This window comes from Xanthomonas sp. 1678 (genome assembly GCF_031455575.1).
Classification (GTDB): domain Bacteria; phylum Pseudomonadota; class Gammaproteobacteria; order Xanthomonadales; family Xanthomonadaceae; genus Xanthomonas_A.
The window spans coordinates 1-24043 of the sequence record NZ_JAVDSZ010000013.1 but is presented as its reverse complement, the minus strand read 5'-3'; the positions used below and the strand labels follow the sequence as shown (position 1 = coordinate 24043).

Annotated in this window: 19 protein-coding genes; 9 read left to right on the top strand and 10 right to left on the bottom strand. The window is 70.9% G+C overall.

All coding sequences use genetic code 11. The annotated features are described in order from the left end of the window. The first annotated feature begins 117 nt into the window (after positions 1 to 117). The 4 genes from thiS (at position 118) to J2Y70_RS19085 (ending at position 3922) form a co-directional block, all read left to right on the top strand. Positions 118 to 318 carry a sulfur carrier protein ThiS gene (gene thiS / locus J2Y70_RS19100; protein WP_263395477.1) on the top strand — a complete coding sequence of 67 codons (201 nt, stop codon included), beginning with the start codon at positions 118 to 120 and terminating at the stop codon, positions 316 to 318. 54 nt (positions 319 to 372) lie between these two features. Then, a complete protein-coding gene (locus J2Y70_RS19095; RefSeq protein WP_263395478.1) occupies positions 373 to 1167 on the top strand; it encodes a thiazole synthase in 795 nt (264 codons plus the stop codon). A 10-nt stretch (positions 1168 to 1177) separates the two neighbouring features. Next, positions 1178 to 1930 (top strand): tRNA (guanosine(46)-N7)-methyltransferase TrmB, encoded by a 753-nt coding sequence (gene trmB / locus J2Y70_RS19090; RefSeq protein ID WP_309921157.1) that lies wholly within the window; start codon positions 1178 to 1180, stop codon positions 1928 to 1930. A gap of 123 nt (positions 1931 to 2053) precedes the next feature. Next, complete coding sequence (locus J2Y70_RS19085) at positions 2054 to 3922, top strand: SLC13 family permease (protein WP_263395480.1); 1869 nt, start codon at positions 2054 to 2056, stop codon at positions 3920 to 3922. A gap of 151 nt (positions 3923 to 4073) precedes the next feature. Here the strand turns inward: J2Y70_RS19085 and J2Y70_RS19080 are convergent, their stop codons facing one another. Next, positions 4074 to 4412, bottom strand: coding sequence for a Rieske (2Fe-2S) protein (locus J2Y70_RS19080; RefSeq protein ID WP_309921153.1), 339 nt, complete (start codon positions 4410 to 4412; stop codon positions 4074 to 4076). Between the two features lie 255 nt (positions 4413 to 4667). Here J2Y70_RS19080 and J2Y70_RS19075 point away from each other — a divergent pair, with 255 nt between their 5' ends. The 5 genes from J2Y70_RS19075 (at position 4668) to J2Y70_RS19055 (ending at position 8910) form a co-directional block, all read left to right on the top strand. Beyond that, positions 4668 to 4943, top strand: coding sequence for a hypothetical protein (locus tag J2Y70_RS19075; RefSeq protein ID WP_309921150.1), 276 nt, complete (start codon positions 4668 to 4670; stop codon positions 4941 to 4943). 121 nt (positions 4944 to 5064) lie between these two features. Then, positions 5065 to 5772 (top strand): fumarylacetoacetate hydrolase family protein, encoded by a 708-nt coding sequence (locus J2Y70_RS19070; protein ID WP_309921148.1) that lies wholly within the window; start codon positions 5065 to 5067, stop codon positions 5770 to 5772. A 106-nt stretch (positions 5773 to 5878) separates the two neighbouring features. After that, positions 5879 to 6298 carry a large-conductance mechanosensitive channel protein MscL gene (gene mscL / locus J2Y70_RS19065; RefSeq protein WP_309921145.1) on the top strand — a complete coding sequence of 140 codons (420 nt, stop codon included), beginning with the start codon at positions 5879 to 5881 and terminating at the stop codon, positions 6296 to 6298. A gap of 65 nt (positions 6299 to 6363) precedes the next feature. Further along, positions 6364 to 7776, top strand: a complete 1413-nt coding sequence (locus J2Y70_RS19060; RefSeq protein WP_263395484.1) for a M28 family peptidase — start codon at positions 6364 to 6366, stop codon at positions 7774 to 7776. Between the two features lie 63 nt (positions 7777 to 7839). After that, positions 7840 to 8910: a LacI family DNA-binding transcriptional regulator gene (locus J2Y70_RS19055; RefSeq protein WP_309921139.1), complete on the top strand. Its 1071-nt coding sequence runs from the start codon at positions 7840 to 7842 to the stop codon at positions 8908 to 8910. Positions 8911 to 9216: 306 nt separating this feature from the next. On the opposite strand, the gene J2Y70_RS19050 is transcribed toward J2Y70_RS19055, so the two are convergent. From J2Y70_RS19050 to cysN, 9 genes are all read right to left on the bottom strand, one after another. Beyond that, positions 9217 to 10704: a carboxylesterase family protein gene (locus tag J2Y70_RS19050; RefSeq protein ID WP_309921136.1), complete on the bottom strand. Its 1488-nt coding sequence runs from the start codon at positions 10702 to 10704 to the stop codon at positions 9217 to 9219. Positions 10705 to 10735: 31 nt separating this feature from the next. Beyond that, positions 10736 to 11566 carry a TrmH family RNA methyltransferase gene (locus J2Y70_RS19045; protein WP_309921133.1) on the bottom strand — a complete coding sequence of 277 codons (831 nt, stop codon included), beginning with the start codon at positions 11564 to 11566 and terminating at the stop codon, positions 10736 to 10738. A gap of 386 nt (positions 11567 to 11952) precedes the next feature. Then, positions 11953 to 13467 (bottom strand): alanine/glycine:cation symporter family protein, encoded by a 1515-nt coding sequence (locus tag J2Y70_RS19040; RefSeq protein WP_309921130.1) that lies wholly within the window; start codon positions 13465 to 13467, stop codon positions 11953 to 11955. An 88-nt stretch (positions 13468 to 13555) separates the two neighbouring features. Further along, positions 13556 to 14113 (bottom strand): GNAT family protein, encoded by a 558-nt coding sequence (locus tag J2Y70_RS19035; protein ID WP_309921128.1) that lies wholly within the window; start codon positions 14111 to 14113, stop codon positions 13556 to 13558. Positions 14114 to 14215: 102 nt separating this feature from the next. After that, on the bottom strand, positions 14216 to 17341 hold the full coding sequence (locus J2Y70_RS19030) for an efflux RND transporter permease subunit (RefSeq protein ID WP_309921126.1): 3126 nt from the start codon (positions 17339 to 17341) through the stop codon (positions 14216 to 14218). Then, complete coding sequence (locus J2Y70_RS19025; protein ID WP_309921124.1) at positions 17338 to 18429, bottom strand: efflux RND transporter periplasmic adaptor subunit; 1092 nt, start codon at positions 18427 to 18429, stop codon at positions 17338 to 17340. Before J2Y70_RS19025 ends, J2Y70_RS19030 begins: the two co-directional genes overlap by 4 nt. 171 nt (positions 18430 to 18600) lie before the next feature. Beyond that, positions 18601 to 19026 (bottom strand): hypothetical protein, encoded by a 426-nt coding sequence (locus tag J2Y70_RS19020; RefSeq protein ID WP_309921122.1) that lies wholly within the window; start codon positions 19024 to 19026, stop codon positions 18601 to 18603. Positions 19027 to 19186: 160 nt separating this feature from the next. Beyond that, positions 19187 to 21868 carry a M1 family metallopeptidase gene (locus J2Y70_RS19015; RefSeq protein ID WP_309921119.1) on the bottom strand — a complete coding sequence of 894 codons (2682 nt, stop codon included), beginning with the start codon at positions 21866 to 21868 and terminating at the stop codon, positions 19187 to 19189. Between the two features lie 192 nt (positions 21869 to 22060). Continuing rightward, the gene (gene cysN / locus J2Y70_RS19010) at positions 22061 to 23920 is read right to left on the bottom strand and encodes a sulfate adenylyltransferase subunit CysN (RefSeq protein ID WP_309921465.1); all 1860 of its coding nucleotides are present in this window, start codon (positions 23918 to 23920) and stop codon (positions 22061 to 22063) included. Positions 23921 to 24043: the final 123 nt, after the last annotated feature.

Below are 24043 nucleotides of genomic sequence, written 5' to 3'. Positions count from 1 at the left end.
CACGGCCAGAACATACGCAGCCGCATGGCAGGCATGATTTCACCTCTGCCCTGCGCGCTCACGTTGCACTGCCGCAATACATCGCGCGCCTGACGGCACGCACTGCACAATGATGACATGAACATCGAATTGAACGGCCAGCTCCGCCCTTTGCAGCCCCACACCACCGTCGCCGTCCTGCTGATCGAGGAAGGCCTGGCGCAACGCCGCGTCGCGGTCGAGGTCAACGGCGCGATCGTGCCGCGCGGCGCACACGCCGAGCACGCGCTGCGCGACGGCGACCGGGTGGAGATCGTGCACGCGCTGGGCGGCGGCTGAATCCCGCGCGGCGCCCGCTCGGCAGCGTCGGGTGCGATGGGCGATAATCCGGCGATGAACGCTCACGCCCCCCACGATGCGCTGGTGATCGCCGGCAAGCCCTACCGTTCGCGCCTGCTCACCGGCACCGGCAAGTTCGCCGATCTCGAACAGACCCGGCAGGCCACCGAGGCCGCCGCCGCGGAAATCGTCACCGTCGCGATCCGCCGCTCCAACATCGGCCAGAACCCCGGCGAGCCCAACCTGCTCGACGTGCTGCCGCCGCAGCGCTACACCATCCTGCCCAACACCGCCGGCTGCTACACCGCCGAGGACGCGGTGCGCACCTGCCGCCTGGCGCGCGAACTGCTCGACGGCCACAACCTGACCAAGCTGGAAGTGCTGGGCGACCAGCGCACCCTGTTCCCGGACGTGGTGCAGACCCTGAAGGCTGCCGAGATCCTGGTCGCCGACGGTTTCGAAGTGATGGTCTACACCAGCGACGACCCGATCCTGGCCAAGCGCCTGGAAGAGATCGGCTGCGTGGCGGTGATGCCGCTGGCCGCGCCGATCGGCTCCGGGCTGGGCATCCAGAACCGCTACAACCTGCTGGAGATCATCGACAACGCCAAGGTGCCGATCATCGTCGACGCCGGCGTCGGCACCGCCTCGGACGCGGCGATCGCGATGGAGCTGGGCTGCGACGGCGTGCTGATGAACACCGCCATCGCCGGCGCGCGCAATCCGGTGCTGATGGCCAGCGCGATGCGCAAGGCGGTCGAGGCCGGGCGCGAGGCATTCCTGGCCGGGCGCATCCCGCGCAAGCGCTACGCCAGTGCGTCGTCGCCGGTCGACGGGCTGATCGGCTGAGGCCGCGCGCATGACCGATCCGTTCTCCAGCGCCGGCGCCAAGACCCCGCCCAAGCCCTTCACCATCGAGGAAGGCCGCCGCCAGGTGCGCAGCTTCGTGCTGCGCCAGGGCCGCTTCACTCCCGCGCAGCAGCGCGCGTTCGACGAACTGTGGCCGCGCTTCGGCCTGGACTACGCCGGCCAGCCGCGCGATCTGGACGCCACCTTCGGCCGCGCCGCGCGCAAGGTGCTGGAGATCGGCTTCGGCAACGGCGAGGCGCTGCGCTTCGCCGCGCGCCACGACCCGGCCCGCGACTACATCGGCATCGAAGTGCACGCGCCCGGCGTGGGCCGCGTGCTGAACGCGCTGGCCGCCGACGACAGCCAACACGTGCGCCTGTACCACCACGATGCGGTGGAAGTGCTGGAGCACGAGATCGCCGACGGCGCGCTCGACGAAGTGCGCATCTACTTCCCCGATCCGTGGCACAAGAAGCGCCACAACAAGCGCCGCCTGCTGCAGCCGGCGTTCGCCGCCTTGCTGGTGCGCAAGCTGCGCGACGGCGGCCGCCTGCACGCGGCCACCGACTGGGCCGACTACGCCGAGCAGATGTGGGACGTGCTCGATGCCACCGACGGCCTGGTCAACCGTGCCGGCCCGCGCGGCCACGTGCCGCGCCCGGACTGGCGCCCGCAGACCCATTTCGAGACCCGCGGCCAGAAGCTCGGCCATGGCGTGTGGGATCTGCTTTACGACAAGCCGGGATTCGGGAGTGGGGATTAGGGATTGAACAGCCAATCTGCCACCATCTGGACGGGGCGCGTCCGCAGTGCGCCATTACCGCGGACGGCCCCGTTTCGCGCTGTTAGCTAATCCCGAATCCCCACTCCCCAATCCCGGCCCCCAATGGACACCGCGCTGACGCTGACCAACGACATGAAGCTCGTGCTCGGGCTGGTCGGCTTCACGATGGCGATGTTCGTGTTCGAGCGGATCCGCGCCGACGTGGTCGCGCTGGTGGTGCTGGTGGTGCTGGGCGTCACCGGGCTGATCCCGCCGGAGGAACTGTTCAGCGGCTTCTCCGGCAACGCGGTGATGAGCATCATCGCCACCACCATCCTCGGCGCCGGGCTGGAACGCACCGGCGCGCTGAACCGGCTGGCCTCGTGGCTGCTGCGCCGCGCGCGCGGGGTCGAGGAGCGGCTGATGCTGCTGACCACCGCCATCGCCGGGCTCAATTCCTCGTTCATGCAGAACCCGTCGGTGATGGCGCTGTACCTGCCGGTGGCCTCGCGCCTGGCCGCGCGCACCGGGCTGACCCTGCAGCGCCTGCTGCTGCCGATCGCCGCGGCGATCGTGATGGGCGGCGCGTTGACCATGGTCGGCAACTCGCCGTTGATCCTGCTCAACGACCTGCTGCAGTCGGCCAACAACAACCTGCCCTCGGGCATGGCCACGATCGAGCCGCTGCGCATGTTCGCGCCGCTGCCGATCGGCCTGGCGCTGCTGCTGGCGTCGCTGATCTACTTCCGCGTGCGTGGCGACAAGACGCTGATGGAGGAAGAGCAGCTGATCAACAACGGGGTCACCCCGGCGCGCACCGAGAGCTACTTCGCGCGCACCTACGGCATCGAGGGCGACGTGTTCGAGCTGATCGTCAGCGCCGACAGCCCGCTGGTCGGCATGACCCTGGGCGAAGCCGAGACGGTGCACGACGCGCCGCTGCTGCTGGCCCTGAAGACCGGCAACGACACCCGCCTGGCGCCGCCGGCTGACATGCGCATCTGGGTCGGCAGCGTGCTCGGGGTGATGGGCGCGCGCCAGCAGGTGGCCGACTTCGCGCAGAACCAGTTCCTGCGCCTATCCTCGCGGCTGCGCAACCTCGGCGACCTGTTCAATCCCAGCCGCGCCGGCATCTCCGAGGCGGTGATCCCGCCGACCTCGCGCTTCATCGGCAAGAACGCGGCCGAGCTGCGCCTGCGCAAGCAGTCCGGGATCAGCCTGCTGGCGATCAACCGCGACAAGCAGGTGATCCGCGAGGATGTGCGCAAGGTGCCGCTGCGCGCCGGCGACATGCTGGTATTCCACAGCATCTGGCAGGACCTGGCGCAGGCCTCGGAGAGCCGCGACTTCGTCGTCGTCACCGACTATCCGAAGGGCGAGCACCGCCCGCACAAGTTCAAGATCGCGATGACGATCTTCGCCCTGACCATCCTGATCGCGCTGACCTCCAAGCTGCCGGTGGCGCTGACCCTGATGACCGGCGTGGCCGGCATGCTGCTGACCGGCGTGCTGCGCATGGACGAGGCCTACGCCTCGATCAACTGGAAGACCATCTTCATGATGGCCGGGCTGATCCCGCTGGGCTGGGCGATGGACAGCAGCGGCGCGGCGGCGTGGGTCGCCGGCCACACCATCGCGCGGCTGCCCGAAGGCGTGCCGGTGTGGGCGCTGGAGATCGCGCTGGCGCTGCTGACCACCGCGTTCTCGCTGGTGATCAGCCACGTCGGCGCGACTATCGTGATGGTGCCGATCGCGGTCAACCTGGCGCTGGCGGCCGGCGGCAATCCCACCGCGTTCGCGTTGATCGTGGCGCTGTCGGCCTCCAACAACCTGATGACCGCGTCCAACCCGGTGATCTCGATGATCACCGGCCCGGCCAACTACCAGCCGCGCGAACTGTGGCGCGTCGGCGCGCCGCTGTCGCTGATCTATACCGCGGTGGTGGTACTGATGGTCAACCTGATGTCGATGGCCTGGTGGGGCGCGTTCTAGCCAGGCATTGGCGACGCAGACGCTGCGGCCGGAAGACATGTGGGAGCGACTTCAGTCGCGACGGGCTTTGCCCGCCAGGCCTTGCATGACTGCGCTCGCAAGACGACATCTTCTCAGTGACCGCAGTCGGATCGATATCCGCGCACCGGACTCAGACCAACACAACCTGGCCCTCGCGCACCGCCACCGGCACCGCAAGCAGGCTCTGGCCGCGGCACGGCCCGGACACGCAGCTGCCGTGCTGCAACTCGAACGCGGCGCCGTGCGCGGCGCACACCACGTGGCCTTCGCGGCTCTTCAGGAACTGTCCCGGCGCCCAATCCAACCGGCGCCCGGCATGCGGACACACGTTCAACCACGCGCGCACGCCATCGCCGTCGCGGTACAGCAGCAGCGATTCGACCTCGCCGCCAATGGCAGCCTCGACTTCGACCAGAGCACCGGGCGCGAGTTGCTCCAGCTGCGCCAGCACGGCGGACGACTCGGTCATGGAAGACGGCGACAGCTGCGGAAAGGGCCGCCATTCTTGCATGTCCGTTTGCACGGGACTCGGGACTCGGAAAAGCACGAGAGCGCGAGTGAAGCGTTACCGACTTCCGTTCTTCGAGTCCCGAGTCCCGGGTCCCGAGTCCCGCAAGACACTGAGCAACCAAGTGTTAATTTTACGCTTAACGAACTTTTCACTCCGTCACAGAAGACACCGCCGATACTGCGCCATCGGTTCCAACTGACACAGACTTCTGCCATGCGTGCACGCGCCTTCAATTTCGATCAGTTCCGGCATGTCTTCGCGCCGCGCAAGCCGCGCCATCCGCTGGTGAAGCTGGCGGTCGGGCTGCTCGGCTTGGCGATCCTCGCCGGGCTGGTGTTCGTCAGCGTGTTCGTCGGTGCGGCGATGATCCTCGGCGGCATCGCGGTGAAGCTACTGAGCCAGCGCAGCGGCAAGCGGCCGTCCACGGCGCGCCAGCATGTGGTCGATGGCGAGTACCGCGTGGTGCGCAAGCCGGCGTTGCCGTTGTAAGGCCGGGATTGGGGAATCGAGATTGGGGATTCGCGAAAGCGACATCACCTCGCCTGCCGGAGTCGGGTCGAACCTGACGCGCTAAACTGCTGCATCCCGTTCTTCTCTGGATGCGTGCCCGATGAAAGACCTGTTCGCTGCTGCCGAAGCGCCGCGTGTGCCTGTGCGTGGGCTAGGGCTGTTCCCGGTGCACCGCATCTACTGCGTGGGCCGCAACTTCGCCGACCATGCGCGCGAAATGGGCGCCAGCGCGCCGGCGTCGAAGGCCGATCGCGGCCAGCCGACGTTCTTCATGAAGCCCGCCGATGCGCTGGTGGTCGGCAGCGAGTCCATCCCCTACCCGTCCGCGACCCAGGACCTGCACCACGAAGTGGAGCTGGTGGTGGCGCTCGGCCAGGACGCGCCGGCCGGCGTGCTGAGCGTGGAGGATGCCGGCGCCTTGGTGCTGGCCTACGGCGTCGGCCTGGACCTGACCCGGCGCGACCTGCAGGCCGCGGCCAAGGCCAAGGGCCTGCCGTGGGACATCGCCAAGGGTTTCGACCATTCCGCGCCGATCAGCGAACTGATTCCGGCCGGCGAAGTGGGCGCGCTGGAGGCGCTGAACCTGTCGCTGGAGGTCAATGGGCAGGTGCGCCAGCAATCGCTGCTCGACCAGATGATCTGGAACGTGCCGGAGATCCTGCACGAGTTGTCCAAGCTGTTCGCGCTGCGCGCCGGCGACCTGGTGTTCATGGGCACGCCGGCCGGCGTGGCCGCGCTGCAGCCGGGCGATCGCTTCAGCGCGCGCCTTGAGAACGTCGCCGAGCGCCACGGCACCATCGTCGCTTGAGCGCCGATGATGTCGGCGCGTAGCGCACCGTGATTCGCGAACGACAACGACTGCGCTAGGCTTGCGCAGCGGCGACAGGCCCGCGCAAACATTCGAGGCATCTCCAATGGGCATGATCCGCGAGTTCAAGGAATTCGCCATGCGCGGCAACGTGCTGGACCTGGCGGTCGGCGTGGTGCTCGGCGCCGCGTTCGGCAAGATCGTCACCGCGCTGGTGGAAAAGGTCATCATGCCGCCGATCGGCGTGCTCGCCGGCGGCGTGGATTTCTCGCGCTGGGCGTGGACGCTGAAGGCGGCGACGGTGGACGCGGCCGGCAAGGAAGTGCCGGCGGTGGTGATCGGCATCGGCGATTTCCTCAACACCATCCTCCAGTTCGTGATCGTCGCGTTCGCCATCTTCATGCTGGTCAAGGCGATCAACCGCATCGCGCGCAAGGAACCGCCGGCGCCCAAGGCCCCGAGCGAGGAAGTGCTGCTGCTGCGCGAGATCCGCGATGCGTTGAACAACGACGCCGCGCCCAAGTAGGCGCGGCGCCCGCAGGCGCGCCACGCGCTGCTAAGCTCGTGGCTTCCCCTGTCGCGGAGTCCTCCATGCGTCGTCTTGCTGTCGTCATCGCCGCCATGCTCGCCACCTCGTCCGCCGCCGCGGCCGAAACCACCCGCATCCCGGACGCGGCGCTGTCCACCGCCGCCACGCTGCGCGAGCAAGCCCTGGCCGACGACACCGGTTGGAAGGTGGTCGAATCGCTGACCACCGAAGTCGGCCCGCGCATGGCCGGCAGCGACGCCGATGCGCGCGCGGTCGCGTGGGCCAAGGCCAAGTTCAAGGCGCTGGGCTTCGACAGGGTGTGGACCGAGCCGGTGACGTTCCCGAAATGGGAGCGGCGCAGCGAGCATGCGCAGGTGCTCGGCGCCAATGCGCAGCCGCTGACCGTGACCGCGCTGGGCGGCAGCCCGGCCGGTACCGTCGAGGCCGAGGTGGTGCGCTTCGCCGACCTCGCCGCGTTGCAGGCCGCACCGGCCGGTTCGCTGCGTGGCAAGATCGCCTTCGTCGACTACCAGATGGTCAAGGCGCGCGACGGCAAGGACTACGGCAATAGCGGCGCGGTGCGCAGCAAGGGCCCATCGGAGGCGATCCGCAAGGGCGCGATCGGCTTCGTGATGCGTTCGGCCGGCACCGATTCGCACCGCGTGCCGCATACCGGCATCACCCGCTTCGAGGAAGGCCTGACCCCGGTGCCGGCGGCGGCGCTGTCGGTGCCCGACGCCAACCAGCTGGCGCGGCTGGTCGCGCGCGGTCCGGTGCGGCTGCGCCTGGCGCTGGACTGCGGCTGGGACGGCCAGGCCACCTCGTACAACGTGATCGGCGAGATCACCGGGCGCAGCAAGCCCAAGGAAGTGGTGGTGATCGGCGGCCACCTGGATTCGTGGGACCTGGGCACCGGCGCGATCGACGATGGTGCCGGCGTCGGCATCAGCATGGCCGCCGGGCACCTGATCGGCCAGCTCAAGCGCGCGCCCAAGCGCAGCATCCGCGTGGTCGCCTTCGCCAACGAGGAGCAGGGCCTGTACGGCGGCAAGGCCTACGCGCAGGCGCACGCCAAGGACGTGGCGCTGCACCAGATCGCCGCCGAGAGCGACTTCGGCGCCGGCCGCATCTATGCGTTCAACACCGGCTCCGGCGATGCCGCCGCCTCGCGCGAGGCGACCCGGCAGATCGCCGAGGCGCTGGCGCCGTTGGGCATCGACTACGCGCCGGACAAGGGCGGCCCCGGCCCGGACGTGGGCCCGCTCGCGGCCAAGGGCGGCGCCTGGGCGTGGCTGGCGCAGGACGGCAGCGACTACTTCGACCTGCACCACACCGCCGACGACACCCTGGACAAGATCGACCCCAAGGCGCTGGCGCAGAACGTCGCCGCCTACGCGGTGTTCGCCTATCTGGCCGCCGAGGCGGACGGCGGCTTCGGCAGCCAGGCCAAGACAGTGGAACCGCCCACGGAGTAAGCTGCCACGCCTGCCGCGGGGGATGCGCGCAGGCTTCCCTTTCTCGCAACGCCAGGACCCACGATGGGCAAACGGCAAGGTCGTGCAGGCTCGGCGGTGACGCTGCTGGATGTGGCGCGGCACGCAGGCGTCTCGCCGATGACCGCCTCGCGCGTGATCAACCACCACCCGCGGGTGGGCGCGGCGATGCGCGAGCGCGTCGAGGCCTCGATCAAGACGCTGGGCTACCGGCCCAACCTTGCCGGGCGCTCGTTGCGCACCGCCAGCCTGGCGCGGATCGGCGTGCTGTACAGCAATCCCAGCGCGGCCTATCTCAACCAGTTCATGCTCGGCATCCTCGAGCAGAGCAGCCTGGACGGCAGCCAGGTGCTGGTGGAAAAGAGCGACGACATCGGCAGCCAGCGCGCCGCCACCGAGCGCCTGCTCGAAGCCGGCGTGGACGGGGTGATCCTGCCGCCGCCGCTGTGCGACTCGCAGCAGACCATCGAGGAACTGGACGCGCGCGGCATCCCGGTCGTCGCCGTGGCCACCGGCGCGCCGATGCACGGCGTCAGTTCGGTGCGCATCGACGACTACCAGGCCGCCTGCGCGATCACCCGGCACCTGATCGAACTCGGCCACCGCGACATCGGCTTCATCAGTGGTGACCCCAAGCACACCCCGAGCGCGCTGCGCAGCCGCGCGTTCTTCGACACTATGGCCGCGGCCGGGCTGCCGGTCGCCGCCACGCGCGTGGCCGACGGCCTGTTCACCTACCGCTCCGGGCTGCTCGCCGCGACCGCGCTGCTGCAAGCCGCGTCGCGCCCGACCGCGATCCTGTGCAGCAACGACGACATGGCCGCCGCCGCGGTGGCCATCGCCTACAGCCTGCGCCTGCGCGTGCCCGAGGACCTGTCGGTCGCCGGCTTCGACGACACCCCGGTGGCGACCACGATCTGGCCGGAGCTGACCACCATCCACCAGCCGGTCACCGCAATGGGCCGCGCCGCGGTCGCGCTGCTGCTCAGCGAGATCCGCCAGCGCCGCGACGGCCTGCCCAACCGCGGCGTCCACCAGGTGATGAAGTACACGCTGGTCACGCGCGGCTCGACCGCGCCGCCGGCAGAGCCGCCGCTGCTGCAAGCGGCGAGCTAGCGCGTTTTCTTCGCTGTGTTTAGAGGCGACGGAAGTCGTAGGCGCGACTGCAGGTGCTTCGGGCCATCGCTCGCGATGCGCTTTCCTGGTAAGGCCCGTCGCGACTGAAGTCGCTCCCACAAGATGTGGTCGACTGCGATATCCGAGTCAAAAATGCTCGCGGCGCAGTCGACTCCAGTTGTGCAGCGATCCACTTGCACCTGATCGGCACGCATCGCGATCGGGTCATGAGCAGCCCGAATGGAAGGGCTGCGGCGGACCGCCCCGATGGCAAGCCGCTACGAGCGGCAGCAGCGGCAGTCTTGACTACGGCAGATCGAGCAGCGCACACGTCTCGCGACGCAAGCCGGTCACCGCGTGCGCGCCATCCTGGTCGAAACGCAGCGAGGCCTGGGTCGGCGCGAACGCGGGCCAGCGCGGCAGGCCGGTGATGTTGGGATCGCCGCCGCGCGCAAACGCGGCCCAATAGCGCTGCAGGTTCAGCGGCGGCTGGCCGATCGGCAGGCCCTTGAACACGAACGGCAGTTCGGCGCTGTGGGTCACGCTGCCGCCGGGTGCGGCCAGGTCGAATTCGTAGTGCCACACTGGCACGCCCTGCCGCGCCTGCGCGCGCGCCACCGCCAGCGCCGGGCAGCGGAACGTCAGGTCGGTGGCCAGTTGCATCGCCGCGTCGCCGTAGCGCGCGTCGGGCGCGGCGGCAGCCGTGCGAGACGGCGCCAGCACCCGTGCGGCCTGCACCGGATAGTCGCGACGCAGGCGCGCCTCGGCGCCGCCGGCGCCGCCATAGGTCAGTTCCTGCGCCACGCTGCCCAGCAGCAGCGGCACGCGGTGCTGTTCGCCGGCGGCCAGCATCGCCGCCGGCGCGCGCGGCAGCGCATAGCCGTCGACGATGGCCTGCAGCCAGACATAGCCGTCGTCGTCCAGCGCGGGCACGTCGACGCCCTGCGCGGCCTGCAGCAAGCGCGCGACCGGCAGCCGCCGCAACGCCGGCAGGCGCTGCGCCGCACCGATCCCGGCGCGCTGCGCGATTGCCGCGCCGAGCGCCTCGTTCTCGCCCAGGCTGCGCGGCGGCAGGCCGAAGCCGGCGGTGCCGCTCTGTTCGATCGCCGCGCGGAACAGCCCTTTGGACAGCGGCGACAGCTGCAGCAGGCCCACGTCTTGCGCGCCGGCGGACTGGCCGAAGATCGTCACCTGCGCCGGGTCGCCGCCGAAGCGGGCGATGTTGTCGCGCACCCAGCGCAGCGCCGCGACTTGGTCGAGCAGGGCATAGTTGCCGGAGGCGCGCTGCCCGGACTCGGCGCTCAGCTCCGGCAGCGACAGGAAGCCGAACACGCCCAGCCGGTACTGCACGGTGACCAGCACCACGTCCTGCTGCACCAGCGAGGACGGCAGGATGTCGGCGCCGCCGGCCACGTTGGCGCCGCCGTGGATCCACACCATTACCGGCCGTTTCGCCGCCGGGTCCAGCCGCGGGGTCTGCACTTCCACGTACAGGCAGTCTTCGCTGGAGCGCTGCGCCAGCGCAGCGTTCCATCCGATCGCCGGCTGCGCGCAGGTCGGCGCCGGCTGGCTGGCGTCGCGCACGCCGCGCCAGCGTGCCGGCGCCTGCGGCGCACGCCAGCGGCGCGCGCCGGTCGGCGGCGCGGCGAACGGGATGGCGCGGAACAGCACGCTGCCGTCCGCCTGAGCCTGGCCGCGCAGCGTGCCCGCGGGCAAGGTCAGCTGCGGCGCCGGCCCGGCAGCGGCCGTTGCCGCGGCGACCGGCGCAGCGGCGCAGCGGCGAGCAGCAGGCACGCGTACGCCAGGCAACGCCGCAGCAGCGGCGTCACCGCGCCGTGCCCTGCTGCGCGCGCCAGGCGCCGAGCAGCACCGCGGTGGCGGCGGCGACGTTGAGGCTCTCCACCGCGCCGCTGCCGGGGATCGACAGGCGCAGTTCGCAGGCCTGCGCGAAGGCGCGGTCCATGCCCTCGCTCTCGGCGCCCATCACGTACACCAGGCGCGGCGGCAGCGCCGCGGCGAACACGTCGGCGCCGCCGTCCACCAGCGTCGCCGCCAGCGCGAAGCCGGCCGCGCGCAACTGCGCCAGGGCCTGTTCGGTCGGCGGCAGCCGCACCAGCGGCACCGCCTCGGCACCGCCCTCGGCCACGCGCGCGGCGGCGCCGGACAGCGCCAGCGTCGCCGTCTCCGGCAGCAGGATCGCGGCGGCGCCGAAATGCGCGGCCGAGCGCAGGATCGCGCCGAAGTTGTGCGGATTGCCGACCCCGTCCAGCCACAGCGCCAGCGCCGGGCCCGGGGCCAGCGACTGCAGCCATGCCGCCAGCGGCAACGCGTCCTCGCGCAGCACGTCGGCGACCACGCCTTCGTGGTGCGCGCTGGCCGCGAGCTTGTTCAGATCGGCCTCGTCCACGATCCGGTAGCCGACGCGATTGGCCGCGCACCACTTGAGCAAGGGCTGCAGCGCCGGGATCCGCGCCTCGGCCAGGTACAGCTTGCGGATCGCCTCGGGCCGGCGCGCGTGCACCGCGCGCACCGCGTTGAGCCCGTACAGGCGCAGTTCGCCACGATTAGCGTCGGCCGCGCGCGGTGCGGCGGCGGCGCGTTCGGGCGGCGCCGGCGGGCGCGGGCCGCGCGGGCTCTTGCCCCAGGGATTGTTCATCGCGGCACGCTCGGCCGCGTGGTGCACGGGAAAGAAAGGTCATGGCACATGGGCAAGGTCTCCTGGAGCGCAACGGCAACGCGCCGCATCGGCGCGACCGGGTGATTTTCGCTCATCCCCGGCAGCGCCGGTGAAAACCGCCGCACGCATGGCCAAGCGCCCGCGGTCCGGCCGGCCGGCGCCGGCGCGGCAAGACGCATTGCGGTTACCGGTTTCGGATGCGGCGGCGAGGATTTGCCGCCACACCGATGGCGTTGCCATCACATCGCGCGCCGTCGCTCCGCCCGCTGGCGATGCGCGTCAGCGGGCAGGCGACGCGCCGTGGCACGACGCCAGCCGCAGTGGCGCGCAGCCGGCCCGGGCACGCCGGGCATGGCCTACGCCGATCACTCCTTGCGCGACGCCTGCTGCAGGCGCTCGTGCCACAGGTCGGCGTTCTTGATACCCAGCGGCACCGGATCGAATACCGGGTCCAGTCCGGCCTTCTTCTGCCGCTCGTAGTCGCGCAACGCCAGCAGCGCCGGCTTCTGCAGGATCAGGATGGCGATGATGTTGAGCCAGGCCATCAGGCCCACGCCGATGTCGCCCAGCGACCACGCCAGCTTGGCGTCGTGGAACGCGCCGAAGACCACCATGCCCAGGATGCCCAGCCGCAGCACCAGCACGGTCAGCGGGCGCCGGCGGTTGCCGTTGATGTAGCTGAGGTTGGTCTCGGCCATGTAGTAATAGGCCATGATCGTGGTGAAGGCGAAGAAGAACAGCGCCAACGCCACGAAACCCGCGCCCCAGCCGGGCAGGATCGCGTCCACCGCGGCCTGCGCGTAGCCCGGGCCTTCCTGCACGCCGCGCAGGCCGGAGAACAGCGGCTCGCCGCCGCTGGGCGCGTACACGTTGTACTTGCCGGTGGCCAGGATCAGGAACGCGGTCGCGGTGCATACCATCATCGTGTCGAAGTAGATCGCGAACGCCTGCACGTAGCCCTGCTTGGCCGGATGCGAGACCTCGGCCGCCGCGGCGGCGTGCGGACCGGTGCCCTGCCCGGCCTCGTTGGCGTAGATGCCGCGCTTGACCCCCCACTCCACCGCCAGGCCCAGCAGCGCGCCGAACGCGGCGTGCGCGCCGAACGCGCTGCGGAAGATGAGCGAGAACATCTCCGGCACGCGCTCGGCGTTGAGCGCCATCACCACCACCGCCATCAGGATGTAGCCCAGCGCCATGAACGGCACCACGATCTCGGCGAAGTTGGCGATGCGCTTGACCCCGCCGAAGATGATCACCGCCAGCAGCAGCGCGACGGTGATGCCGATGCCCAGCTTCAGCGCCTGCGCCGCCGGCAACCCCATCCACAGTCCGTCGAGCGGGCCGCACAACGGGCCGCCGCGGCAGGCGTTGACCACGCTGTCGGCGATCGCATTGGCCTGCACGCCGGGCATCAGGAAGCCGGTGGCGGCGATGGTGGCGATCGCGAACAGCAGCGCGTACCACTTCAGGCCCATCGCCTTTTCGATGTAGTAGGCCGGACCGCCGCGGTAGCGGCCGTCGGCGTCCTTGACCTTGTAGATCTGCGCCAGGGTCGATTCGATGTACGAGGTGGAGGCGCCGAAGAAGCCCATCACCCACATCCAGAAGATCGCGCCCGGCCCGCCGAAGGCGATGGCGGTGGCCACGCCGGCGATGTTGCCGATGCCGATGCGCCCGGCCATGGACATCGCCAGCGCCTGGAACGAGGACACGCCGGCGTCGGATTTCTGCCCGCCGATGGTCAGCCGCAGCATCTCGACGAAGCCGCGCACCTGCATGAAGCGGGTGCGGATGGTGAAGTACAGGCCGGCGGCCAGGCACATGAAGATCAGCGCCTTGCTCCAGATCAAGCCGTTCAATGCTGTGATGATCGATTCCACGCAGTTCCCCGAGGCGCAAGAAGGATGCCCCGGCGACGGGGGCTGGTTCGATTGTGCATGAATCGGCGATGACCGCGAAGCGCGGCGTTCACCGCGGCACGTGCAGGCGGCCGAACAGGAGCAGGTCGTGCAGCCGTTGCTGCTTGCGCAGCGCGCCGCGGCGCACGCCTTCGCGCACGAACCCGTTCTTCTCCAGCACCCGCGCCGAGGCCGCGTTGCCGTCCAGCACGGTGGCCTCCACGCGCAACAGCCCGAGCGCGGGAACCGCCCAGTCCAGGTACGCGGCGACGATGCGCGTCATCCGGCCCTGGCCCCAGTGCTGGCGCCCCAGCCAGTAGCCCAGTTCCGCCGCATGCGCGCGCTCGCCGTGGCCTGGACGCAGGGCGATGCCGCCGCAGGCCTCGCCGCCGATCTCGATCGCCAGCACCGGCTGGCTCAGGTCGACCACGTGCCCGCCCAGGAACGCTTCGCCGTCGGCGCGGGTGTAGGGATGCGGGAAGCGCTCGCTGAGTCCGCGCACCACCTGCGCATCGTCGGCATGGCGCAGCAGCGCATCGAGATCGTCGCGGCGCCAACGGCGCAGCTGCATGTCGTCCACGCTCAGGCGCAGCTCGCGCCAGGCCGCGGCGCAGGTGTCATCGGGCATCGCTGGTCTCTCATGCGGATGAGCGGCCGAGCATAACCGGAGCGTTGCGTGCCTGTCGGCAGGCGGCAGCCGGAGCCGAGCCGCGCCGCGCCGGCGCCGCGCTCAGGCGTGGCCGCCCACCGACGGCGTCTGCGCCTCCAAGTGCTGCAGGCGTTGCTTCAGCGCGTCCGGCGAACGCGTGTACGGCGCCAGCAGCGCGTAGAACGCAGGCACCACGAACAGCGACAGCAGCGTGGACACCGACACCCCGAAGATCACCACGATGCCGATGGTGGCGCGGCTGGCCGAGCCGGGACCGCCGGCGACCACCAGTGGGATCGCGCCGACCACGGTGGCCAGCGAGGTCATCAGGATCGGCCGCAGCCGCACCGCCGACGATTCGACGATGGCCGCGCGCACGCTGCGGCCCTCGTCGCGCAGCTGGTTGGCGAACTCCACGATCAGGATGCCGTTCTTGGCCGCCAGCCCGACCAGCATGACGATGCCGATCTGGCTGAACAGATTGAGCGTGCCGCCGCTGAGCGCCAGGCCGATCAGCGCGCCGAGCACCCCCAGCGGCACGGTGAGCATGATCACCAGCGGATGGATGAAGCTCTCGAACTGCGCCGCCAGCACCAGGTACACGATCAGCAGCGCCAGCGCGAAGGTCAGCAGCACCGCGCCGCCGGCCTTCTGGTATTCGCGCGATTCGCCCTTCCAGTCGATCTGCGCATAGTCCGGCAGTTCCTCGCGCGCCACCTGCTGCGCCCAGACGATCGCCTCGCCGAGCGGATAGCCCGGGGCCAGGCCGGCGTTGATGGTGATCGCGCGCAAGCGGTTGAAGCGGTGCAGGTTGCCCGGCTCGGCGACCTCGCGCAGCGTCACCAGGTTGGACAGCGGGATCAGCTGGCCGCCGTCGGCGCGCACGCGGATCGCGGCCAGGTCGTCCGGGGTGGCGCGGCCGTCGCGGCTGGCCTGCAGCATCACGTCGTATTCCTCGCCGTTGTCGACGAAGGTGGTGACCTGGCGCGCGCCCATCAGCGTTTCCAGCGCGCGGCCGATCTCGGTGACCGGCACGCCGAGGTCGGCGGCGCGCTGGCGGTCGATCTCCACGCGCATCTGCGGCCGGGTTTCCTTGTAGTCCGAGTCGGCGCCGACCAGGCCCGGGTTGTCGCCGATGCGCGCCAGGATGCGATCGCGCCATTGCGCGATCTCGGCGTAGTCGGGGCCGCCGAGCACGATCTGGAACGGCTGCCCGCGGCTGTTGACCAGGCCGCCGCCGACCTGGGTGCGCGCGCGCACGCCGGGCAGCGCGGCCAGTTCCTGCTGCAGCTGCGCGGCGACGTCGGCGGTGGCCACCTCGCGCTGTCCCCAGTCCTGCAGGAACACGCTGACCCTCCCGGTATGCATCTCCTCGCTGACGCCGAAACTGCCGGGCACGCGCGGGTTGGCGCGCCGGATCGGCCTGTCCTCGCCGCGGTGGCGATCGAGGATGCCCTCCACCTGGTGCATCTGCCCCACGGTGTAGTCGAAACCGGCGCCCTCGGGCGCATCGATCATGACCTGGAACGACCCGCGGTCCTCCGCCGGCGCCAGTTCCGAGGGAATGCTCCGCGCCAGCAATACGCTGGCCGCGACCGCCGCCAGCATCAGCGCGCCGAACAGCCAATAGCGGCCGACGTGGCGCTCGAGCACGCGCCGGTAGCGGTTGCTGATGCCCTGCAAGCGCGCCTCGATCCAGCCATGCACGCGATTGGGCTTCTCCTTGGCGTGCGCCTTGAGCAGCTTGGACGACATCATCGGCGTCAGCGTCAGCGCGACGAACGCGGAGATCGCCACCGCCGCGGCCAGCGCCACCGCCAGTTCGCGGAACAGGCGGCCGGTGTTGCCCTCCAGGAAGCCCACCGGCAGGAACACCGCCACCAGCACCGCGGTGGTGGCGATCACCGCGAACGCGACCTGCGCGGTGCCGCGGCGCGCGGCCACCAGCGCCGGCTCGCCCAGGTCCACGCGGCGCTGGATGTTCTCCACCACCACGATCGCATCGTCCACCACCAAGCCGATGCACAGCACCAGCGCGAGCAGGGTCAGCAGGTTGATCGAGAAGCCAAACGCGTACAGCGCGATGAACGCGGCGATCAGGCACACCGGCACCGTCACCGCCGGGATCAGCGCGGCGCGCACGCTGCCCAGGAACAGCCAGATCACCACCAGCACCAGCACCACCGCCTCGATCAGCGTGTGGTACACGCGCTCCACCGAGGCATCGATGAACACGGTGGTGTCGAAGGCGACGAAGATGTTGGTGCCCTTGGGCAGGCTCTGCTGGATCTGCTGCGCGGCCGCGCGCGCGGCGCGGGCCACGTCCAGGCTGTTGGCGGTGGAGGTCTTGACGATGCCCAGGCCGACGTTTGGCACGCCGTTGCTGCGGAAATAGGCACGGCGTTCGGCCGAGGCCAGCTCCACCTTGGCCACGTCGCCCAGCCGCACCACGTAGCCGTCGCCGCCCTTGCGCAGCGGGATCGCGGCGAAGTCCGCCGGCGTGCGGTAGCCGCGCTCCACGCGCAGGGTGAAATCGCGGTCGGCCGATTCCAGCCGCCCGGCCGGCAGTTCCACGTTCTCGCGCGCCAGCGCCGCTTCCACGTCGGCGACGGTGAGCCCGCGCGCGGCCAACTGGTCGCGCTCCAGCCAGATCCGCATCGCATAGCGCTGGCGCCCGCCCAGCCGCACCTGGGCCACGCCGTCGATGCTGGACAGGCGGTCGACCACGTAGCGCTCGGCATAGTCGGACAGCTGCAGCGCATCCATCGTGCTGGAGCTCATGTTGAGCCAGATGATGGCGTCGGCATCGGCCTCGACCTTGGCGATCTCCGGCGGATCGGCCTCGTCCGGCATGCGGTCCAGCACCCGGCTGACCGCATCGCGCACGTCGTTGGCGGCGGCCTCGATGTCGCGGCTGACACGGAACTCGATGCTGATGTCGGCCACGCCGTTGGAACTGCGCGCCTCGATCGTCTCGATGCCTTCGATGCCGGCCAGCGCATCCTCCAGCACCTGGGTGATGCGGCTTTCCACCACCGCCGCCGATGCGCCGGGATAGCGCACTTCGACCGAGACGATCGGCGGATCGATCGCCGGCAGTTCGCGCAGGGTCAGCCGGCTGTACGCCATCACCCCCAGCACCACCAGCAGCAGGCTCATCACCGCGGCGAACACCGGCCGCGTGATCGAGACGTCCGACAGTTTCATCGGCCGCGGGCCGCGGCGCCGTTCGCGCCACCGGCGCTGGGCGCCGCTGCGGCGGTATCGACCACCGCCACGCCCGGGCGCAGCTTGCCGGTGCCGTCGACGACGATGCGCTGGCCGGCGGCCAGCCCGTCCAGGATCTCGACCAGGCCGCTGCGGCGCACCCCGGTGCGCACGTCGGCGCGCTCGACCTTGGCGTCGGCACCGACCCGGTACACGAACGACTCGCGGCCGACCTGCACCACCGCGATCTCCGGGATCACCAGCGCCTGCCGCTCCGGCCGGTACAGGCGCACGTCCATCAGCATGCCCGGGCGCAGCGCGCGGTCGGCGTTGTCGAAATCGGCGCGCACGGTGATCGCGCGGGTGGCGCTGTCCACCCGCGCATCGACGGTGCTGACCGCGCCGTCGAAGCTGCGCCCCGGATAGGCGACGCTGGCGCCGCCGACCTTGTCGCCGACCGCCACCGAGGCCATCGCCGCCTCGGGCACCTGGAAGTCCACGTAGACCCGCGCCACGTCGTCGAGCGTGGCGATCGTCGCATCCGGGGTCAGCAGCGAGCCGGGGCTGATCTGGCGCAGGCCGAGCACGCCGGCGAACGGCGCGCGCACGCTGCGGTCGCCGATGTCCGCGCGCATCTGCAGCACCCGCGCCTCGGCGGCATCGCGCAGCGCGCGCTGGGTGTCCAGCTGCGCCTTGGACACCAGCTGGCGCCCGACCAGCTCGCTCTGCCGCCGGTACAGCTGCTCGGCCTCGGTGAAGGTGGCCTCGGCCTCGCGCAGCGCGGCCTGCTGGCTCTGCCCACGCAGCGTCACCAGCGGCGCGCCGGCCGCCACTTCCTGGCCGCTATCGAAATGCACCCGCTCCACGATCTCGCTGACTTTGGCGGTCAGCGTCACCGATTCGCGCGCCTTGACCGTGCCCAGCGACGACAGGCTGTCGCTCCACGGCCGCACCGCCACCGTCTGCAGCGTCACCGGCACGGCATCGGCGGTCTTCGCCGGCGCGGGCGGCTTGCCGCAGGCGATCAGGGCGATGGACAGCGAGACGAGGCACGCCAGGCGGACGCCGGCGCGTGGTCGGTGCGGCATGAGCATCCCGGACGCAAGAGGTTCAGCCCAGTTTAACGGGACGACGTGACGGTCGTTGACACAGACCGGCCATGACCAACGACCCTTGCCAGCGCCGCCGGACGCCTTTGCCAGCGCCTGCCGCCACGCCCCTGGCGGCGCGGGCGCCAGGTCCTCGAACCGGATGGCCGCTCAGGCGGAGCCGGACCCGCGACGGCGGGTGAAATACGGGTACGCCGCCATGAACGCGAGCGCGCAAGCGCTGCCGAACAGCGCGCGCAGCGCCTGGCCGGCGCTGTGCGGGATCTTCCACGCCTGCAGCGCGCTGTCGTACCAGGTCAGCTGCAACAGCAGCACGCCGAACACCGCCATCGGCAGGCCGAAGGCGAACCAGCCGAACACCCGCAACGCCGGCTTGGTCCGCCGGTCCTGCAGCTTGCCGACGATCTCGGTGGTCGCCAGGTGGTACTGGAACGGGTCGCTGGTGGAGTGCAGCGGACGCTGCGTCGGTGGCGGTTCCGGGCGCACCGGCTGATCGGTCACCTGTTCCACGGCCGCCGGCGCGACCAGCTCGGTGACATTGGTCCTGGCCAGCAAGGCCTGCATCTTCGGATCCACGCGTTCCCCCTGAACGTCGTGCGGCCGCTGCGCCAATCGCGCCGCCGCCGCGTGGACACAGCCTCCGGAGCGGTCGCCCCGTATCCCTACCGCATCCCTGCCGCCATAGCATGCGCAATGTCGCCGCGGCCGGCAATGCCGGCGCGGCGGCATCCGTGCCTCAGCGCACGAGCGGCGCGGCGCGCTGCTGCTGCCGCAGCGCGCTGCACAGCCGGATCGTCTCGGCGGTCTGCGCCAGGCCGCGATCGGCGCCACTGAGCTGCTGCAGGCGCGGCGCAAAGAACGCCTCCAGGCGCTCGGCCTCGGCCACCTCGCAGCCGCCGGACGCGGCCAGCGCCGGCAGGCGGCCGCCGTCGAAGGACCCGGACCGCGCGACGAGGCGGTCGAAGTGCGTGGTGTACCAGCTCCACATCGATGCATGGGTGGCGGCATCGGCATGCGCGCCCATCAGCAGGCTCGTCATCTCGCCGACCTTGACCGCGTCGGTCAGCGCGAAATCGCGCACCTTCTGCAGTTGCCGCGGATCGCGCACCATCGACAGCGCGGCGATCATTGCGTTGCGCTGCGCCGGTTCGCCATGACTGCGCAGCGCGGCGAGCAGCGCGTCCACGGCCGCGTCGCCGCGCTCCTGCACCGCCACCGCCAACGCACTGCCGAGCAGGTCCGGATCGGCGGCGGCGAAGTCCGGGCCACGGCCGTTGCTGCCGGCCAGCACCGCATCGCCCTGCGCCAGCAGCGCCTGGCGCACCGCCGGCACGCCCAGCTCCACGCCGAGCAGGCTGGCCAGATCCGTGCGCAGCGCCACGTCGTCGGCGCTGTCGCTGGCGCGGCGCCGGTAGCCCAGCGCCTGCAGGCGTGCGCCGAACGCCTGTTCGGCCTGGCTGCGCAGCGCGGCGCGCTGGGCGTCGTCGGTCGCCAACACGCGCCAGATCCAGCCGAAGCGGTCGACCAGCGCGGTCGCCACCGGCGCGGCCGGTGCCGGCGCCAATCGCTGCATCGCCGCGACCACGTCGGCGCTGTCAGCATCGCCCCTGCGGAACGCCGCGTCGATGGCATCGGCGTAGGCGAGCTTTTCGGCGTCGCCGAGCGCATCCAGGTGGCGGCCCAGCGCGTCCAGCTGCGCCTTCGGCAGGCCGAAGCGGTAGTAGCCGGCGCCCTCGGCATTGGGCAGCACCCAGCTGTTCTTGTCGGCGCCCTGCAGCACGATGCTGCCGTCGGCACCGGACAGCATCGTGCAGGCGCGTCGCGCGCCTTGCGCGGTGCCGTACTTCACGCACACCGGCAAGCCCCAGCTGCGCGCGCCCTCGCCGCTGGAGCCCAGCGGCAGGTAGCGCTGCTGCTGCAGCCGCAGCACCGCGCCCTGCCTGCCGGGCTCCAGCCGGGCCTGCACATAGGGCACGCCGGGCTGGTCGAGGAAACTGCGGAAGGCGGCCTTGAAGTCGTCGCCCTTGCCGGCCGCCACGGCGATCGCATCGATCAGGTCGTCGGCGGTAGCGTTGCCGAAGCGGTGCGCGGCGATGTAGCTGCGCATCCCGGTGCGGAAGGTGTCGGCGCCGACGAAGGCCTCGAACATCCCCAGCACCGCCGCACCCTTCTTGTAGGTGATGCTGTCGAACGCGGTCTCGATGTCGCCGTTGCCGGTGATCGGCTGGCGGATCTTGCGCGCGCTGACCAGGCTGTCGTTGTCCATCGCGGTCTGCGCGGATGCGACGCGGTCCAGGTCGGCGCGGTACTCCGGGCGCAGCTGCATGGTGATCTTCTGCTGCATCCAGGTGGCGAACGCCTCGTTGAGCCACAGGTCGTCCCACCAGGTCATGGTGACCGTGTCGCCGGTCCACTGGTGCGCCAGTTCGTGCGCGGTGACGTTGAACGAGCCCTGCACGTTGCGCCGCGGCGAATCCTCGTCCAGCAGCAGCAACCAGTCGCGGAAGGTGACGAAGCCCGGGTTCTCCATCGCGCCGGCGGAGAAATCCGGCGCGGCCACCAGGTCGAGCTTGTCGAACGGATAGCCGAAGCCGTAGTAGTCCTCGAGCGCGGTGATGATGGCCGGGGTCTGTTCCAGCGCGCGCCGGATGCGCGGCCCCTGGCCCTGCGCGGTGACGCCGCGCAGCGGCGTGGCGTGCGCGCGCTGCGGCGTGGCCGGCAGCGCCGGTGCGTCGACCACGTCCCACGGGCCGACGCCGTAGGCGACCAGGTAGGTCGGCAACGGCTCGGTCTCGGCGAAGCGCACGGTCTTCCAGCCCTTGCCGGCGGGGCTGGTGGCGACGGCCTGGGTGTTGGCCAGGGCCTGGTCGGCCTCGGGCACGGTCAGGCGCAGCGCGAACGGGGTCTTCAGCGACGGCTCGTCGAAACCGGGGAACGCGTAGCGCGCGCTGATCGGCTCCATCTGCGTGAGCGCATACGCATGGCCCTGGTATCTGACCTGGTACAGGCCCTGCAACTGCTGGTTGAGCGGCGCGCTGTAGGCGATCGTCAGGGTCAGTTCCTGCGGCTGCAGCACGCGTCCGAACGCGATCCGCGCCACGCCGGCCTGCGCGTCGGCCTGCGCGTAGCGCACCGCGAACGGCGTGCCGGTGGCGGTGCGCAGCGTGGCCTTGGCGACGCGCAGCTGCTTGCCGTGCAGCCAGAGGTGGTCGGACGCCTGCGCGAGCCGCACGCGGATCGTGGCGGTGCCGCTGAACGTGCGCTGCGCCGGGTCGATCTTCAGGTCCAGCGCGTAGTGCTGCGGCACCGCCCAGGACGGCAGGCGCCCGCTCGGCACGGCGTCGGGCGCCTGCGCAAAGGCCGCGCCGCAGCACAGCGCCAACACAGAGGGCAACGAGGAAAGCGACAGGCGGGCCATGGGGCGGTTTCTTCGACGGCGGGGAGCCGTGGACTTAAGCACGCGCGGCGCCGGGTGTCATGTGGCCGAGGACCCATGCGCGTGCGCGCGGACCGGTGTAGCGCCGGTCCCTGCATGCGCGCTGCAGCGCGTCGCGCTCACGGCGAACGCGACGCAGCTACCGGTGTGCGCCGGACAGCGCGCTGCCGCAGCTCAGTCCTGCGCGTCCAGCCAGGCCAGCACCCGCGCCGCCAGCGCCTCGGCGTTGTCGCCATCGGCCTGCAGGTGCAGTTCCGGCTGCGCCGGCGCCTCGTACGGCGAATCGATGCCGGTGAAGTTGGGGATCTGCCCGGCGCGCGCCTTGGCGTACAGCCCCTTGACGTCGCGCGCCTCGGCCACGTGCAGCGGCACGTCGACGAACACCTCGACGAACTCGCCGTCCTCGAAACGTGAACGCGCCATCGCGCGCTCGGCACGGAACGGCGAGATGAAGCTGACCAGCACGATCAGCCCGGCGTCGGCCATCAGCCTGGCGACCTCGGCGACGCGGCGGATGTTCTCCACCCGGTCCTCGTCGGTGAAGCCGAGGTCGCGGTTGAGGCCGTGGCGGACGTTGTCGCCATCGAGCAGGAAGGTGTGCCGGCCCTGCGCATGCAGCCGCTTCTCGACCAGGTTGGCGATGGTCGACTTGCCGGCGCCGGACAGGCCGGTGAACCACAGCACCTTCGCCGCCTGGCCCTTGATCCGCGCGCGCGCCGCCTTGTCCACGTCCAGGTGCTGCCAGTGCACGTTGCCGGCGCGGCGCAGCGCGAAGTCGAGCGTACCGGCGGCAACGGTGGCGTTGCTCTGCCGGTCGATCAGGATGAAACCGCCGAGCGCACGGTTGCGCGCGTACGGCTCGAACGCGATTGGTTCGTCCAGCGCCAGGTTGCAGTAGCCGACCTCGTTGAGCTCCAGGCGCTTGGCCGCCAGCCGCTCCTGCGTGTTCACGTCGATGCGGTGCTTGATCTCGCTGACGCTGGCCGACACGGTGCGGGTGCCGAGCTTCAGCCAGTACGGGCGACCGGGCAGCAACGCGGCATCGTCCATCCACAGCACGTGCGCGGCGAACTGGTCGGCCACTTCCGGCGGGTCGCCGGCGGCGGCGATGACGTCGCCGCGGCTGATGTCGATCTCGTCGGCCAGGGTCAGCGTCACCGCCTGCCCGGCCACCGCGTGCGCGACATCGCCGTTGCCGTCGAGCACCCGCGCCACGGTGGAGCGGCGCGCCGACGGCAGCACCACCACCGCATCGCCCGGGCGCACCTGGCCGGCCGCGAGCGTGCCGGCGAAACCGCGGAACTGTTGGTTAGGGCGGTTGACCCATTGCACCGGCAGGCGCAGGCCGCTGTCGGCGTCGCGCGCTTCCAGGTCCAGGCCTTCCAGGTGTTCGAGCAAGGCCGGGCCGGCGTACCAGGGCGTGCGCGCGGACCGCTGCGACAGGTTGTCGCCGTCCAGCGCCGACAGCGGGATGCACTGCACCTGGGCGATGCCCAGCTGCGCGGCCAGCGCCCGGTAGCTGGCGGCGATCGCGTCGAAGGTGGCCTGGTCGAAGCCGACCAGGTCCATCTTGTTGACCGCCAGCACCACGTGGCGGATGCCGAGCAGCGAGACGATGTAGCTGTGGCGGCGGGTCTGGGTCAGCAGGCCCTTGCGCGCATCGACCAGCACCACCGCCACGTCGGCGCTGGACGCGCCGGTGGCCATGTTGCGGGTGTACTGCTCGTGGCCGGGGCAGTCGGCGACGATGAACTTGCGCCGGTCGGTATCGAAGTAGCGGTAGGCCACGTCGATGGTGATGCCCTGCTCGCGCTCGGCGGCCAAGCCATCGAGCAGCAGCGCGTAGTCGATCTCGCCGCCACGGGTGCCGTGGCGCTTGCTGTCGGCGCTGAGCGCGGCGAGCTGGTCGTCGAACAGGCGCTTGCTGTCGTACAGCAGGCGCCCGATCAAGGTGCTCTTGCCGTCGTCGACGCTGCCGCAGGTGATGAAGCGCAGCAGCGGCTTTTGTTCGTGCTGTTGCAGGTATGCGGCGATGGCGTTGCCGCCGTCGCCGCGGGGCTCGGGGCGCGGGGCGGCGGGGCGGGCCGCTTGCGCGGCCAAAGGGGGCCCGGCCGCCCCCCCACACGGCCCCACCCCCGCCAAAGGGGGGGGAAAGTT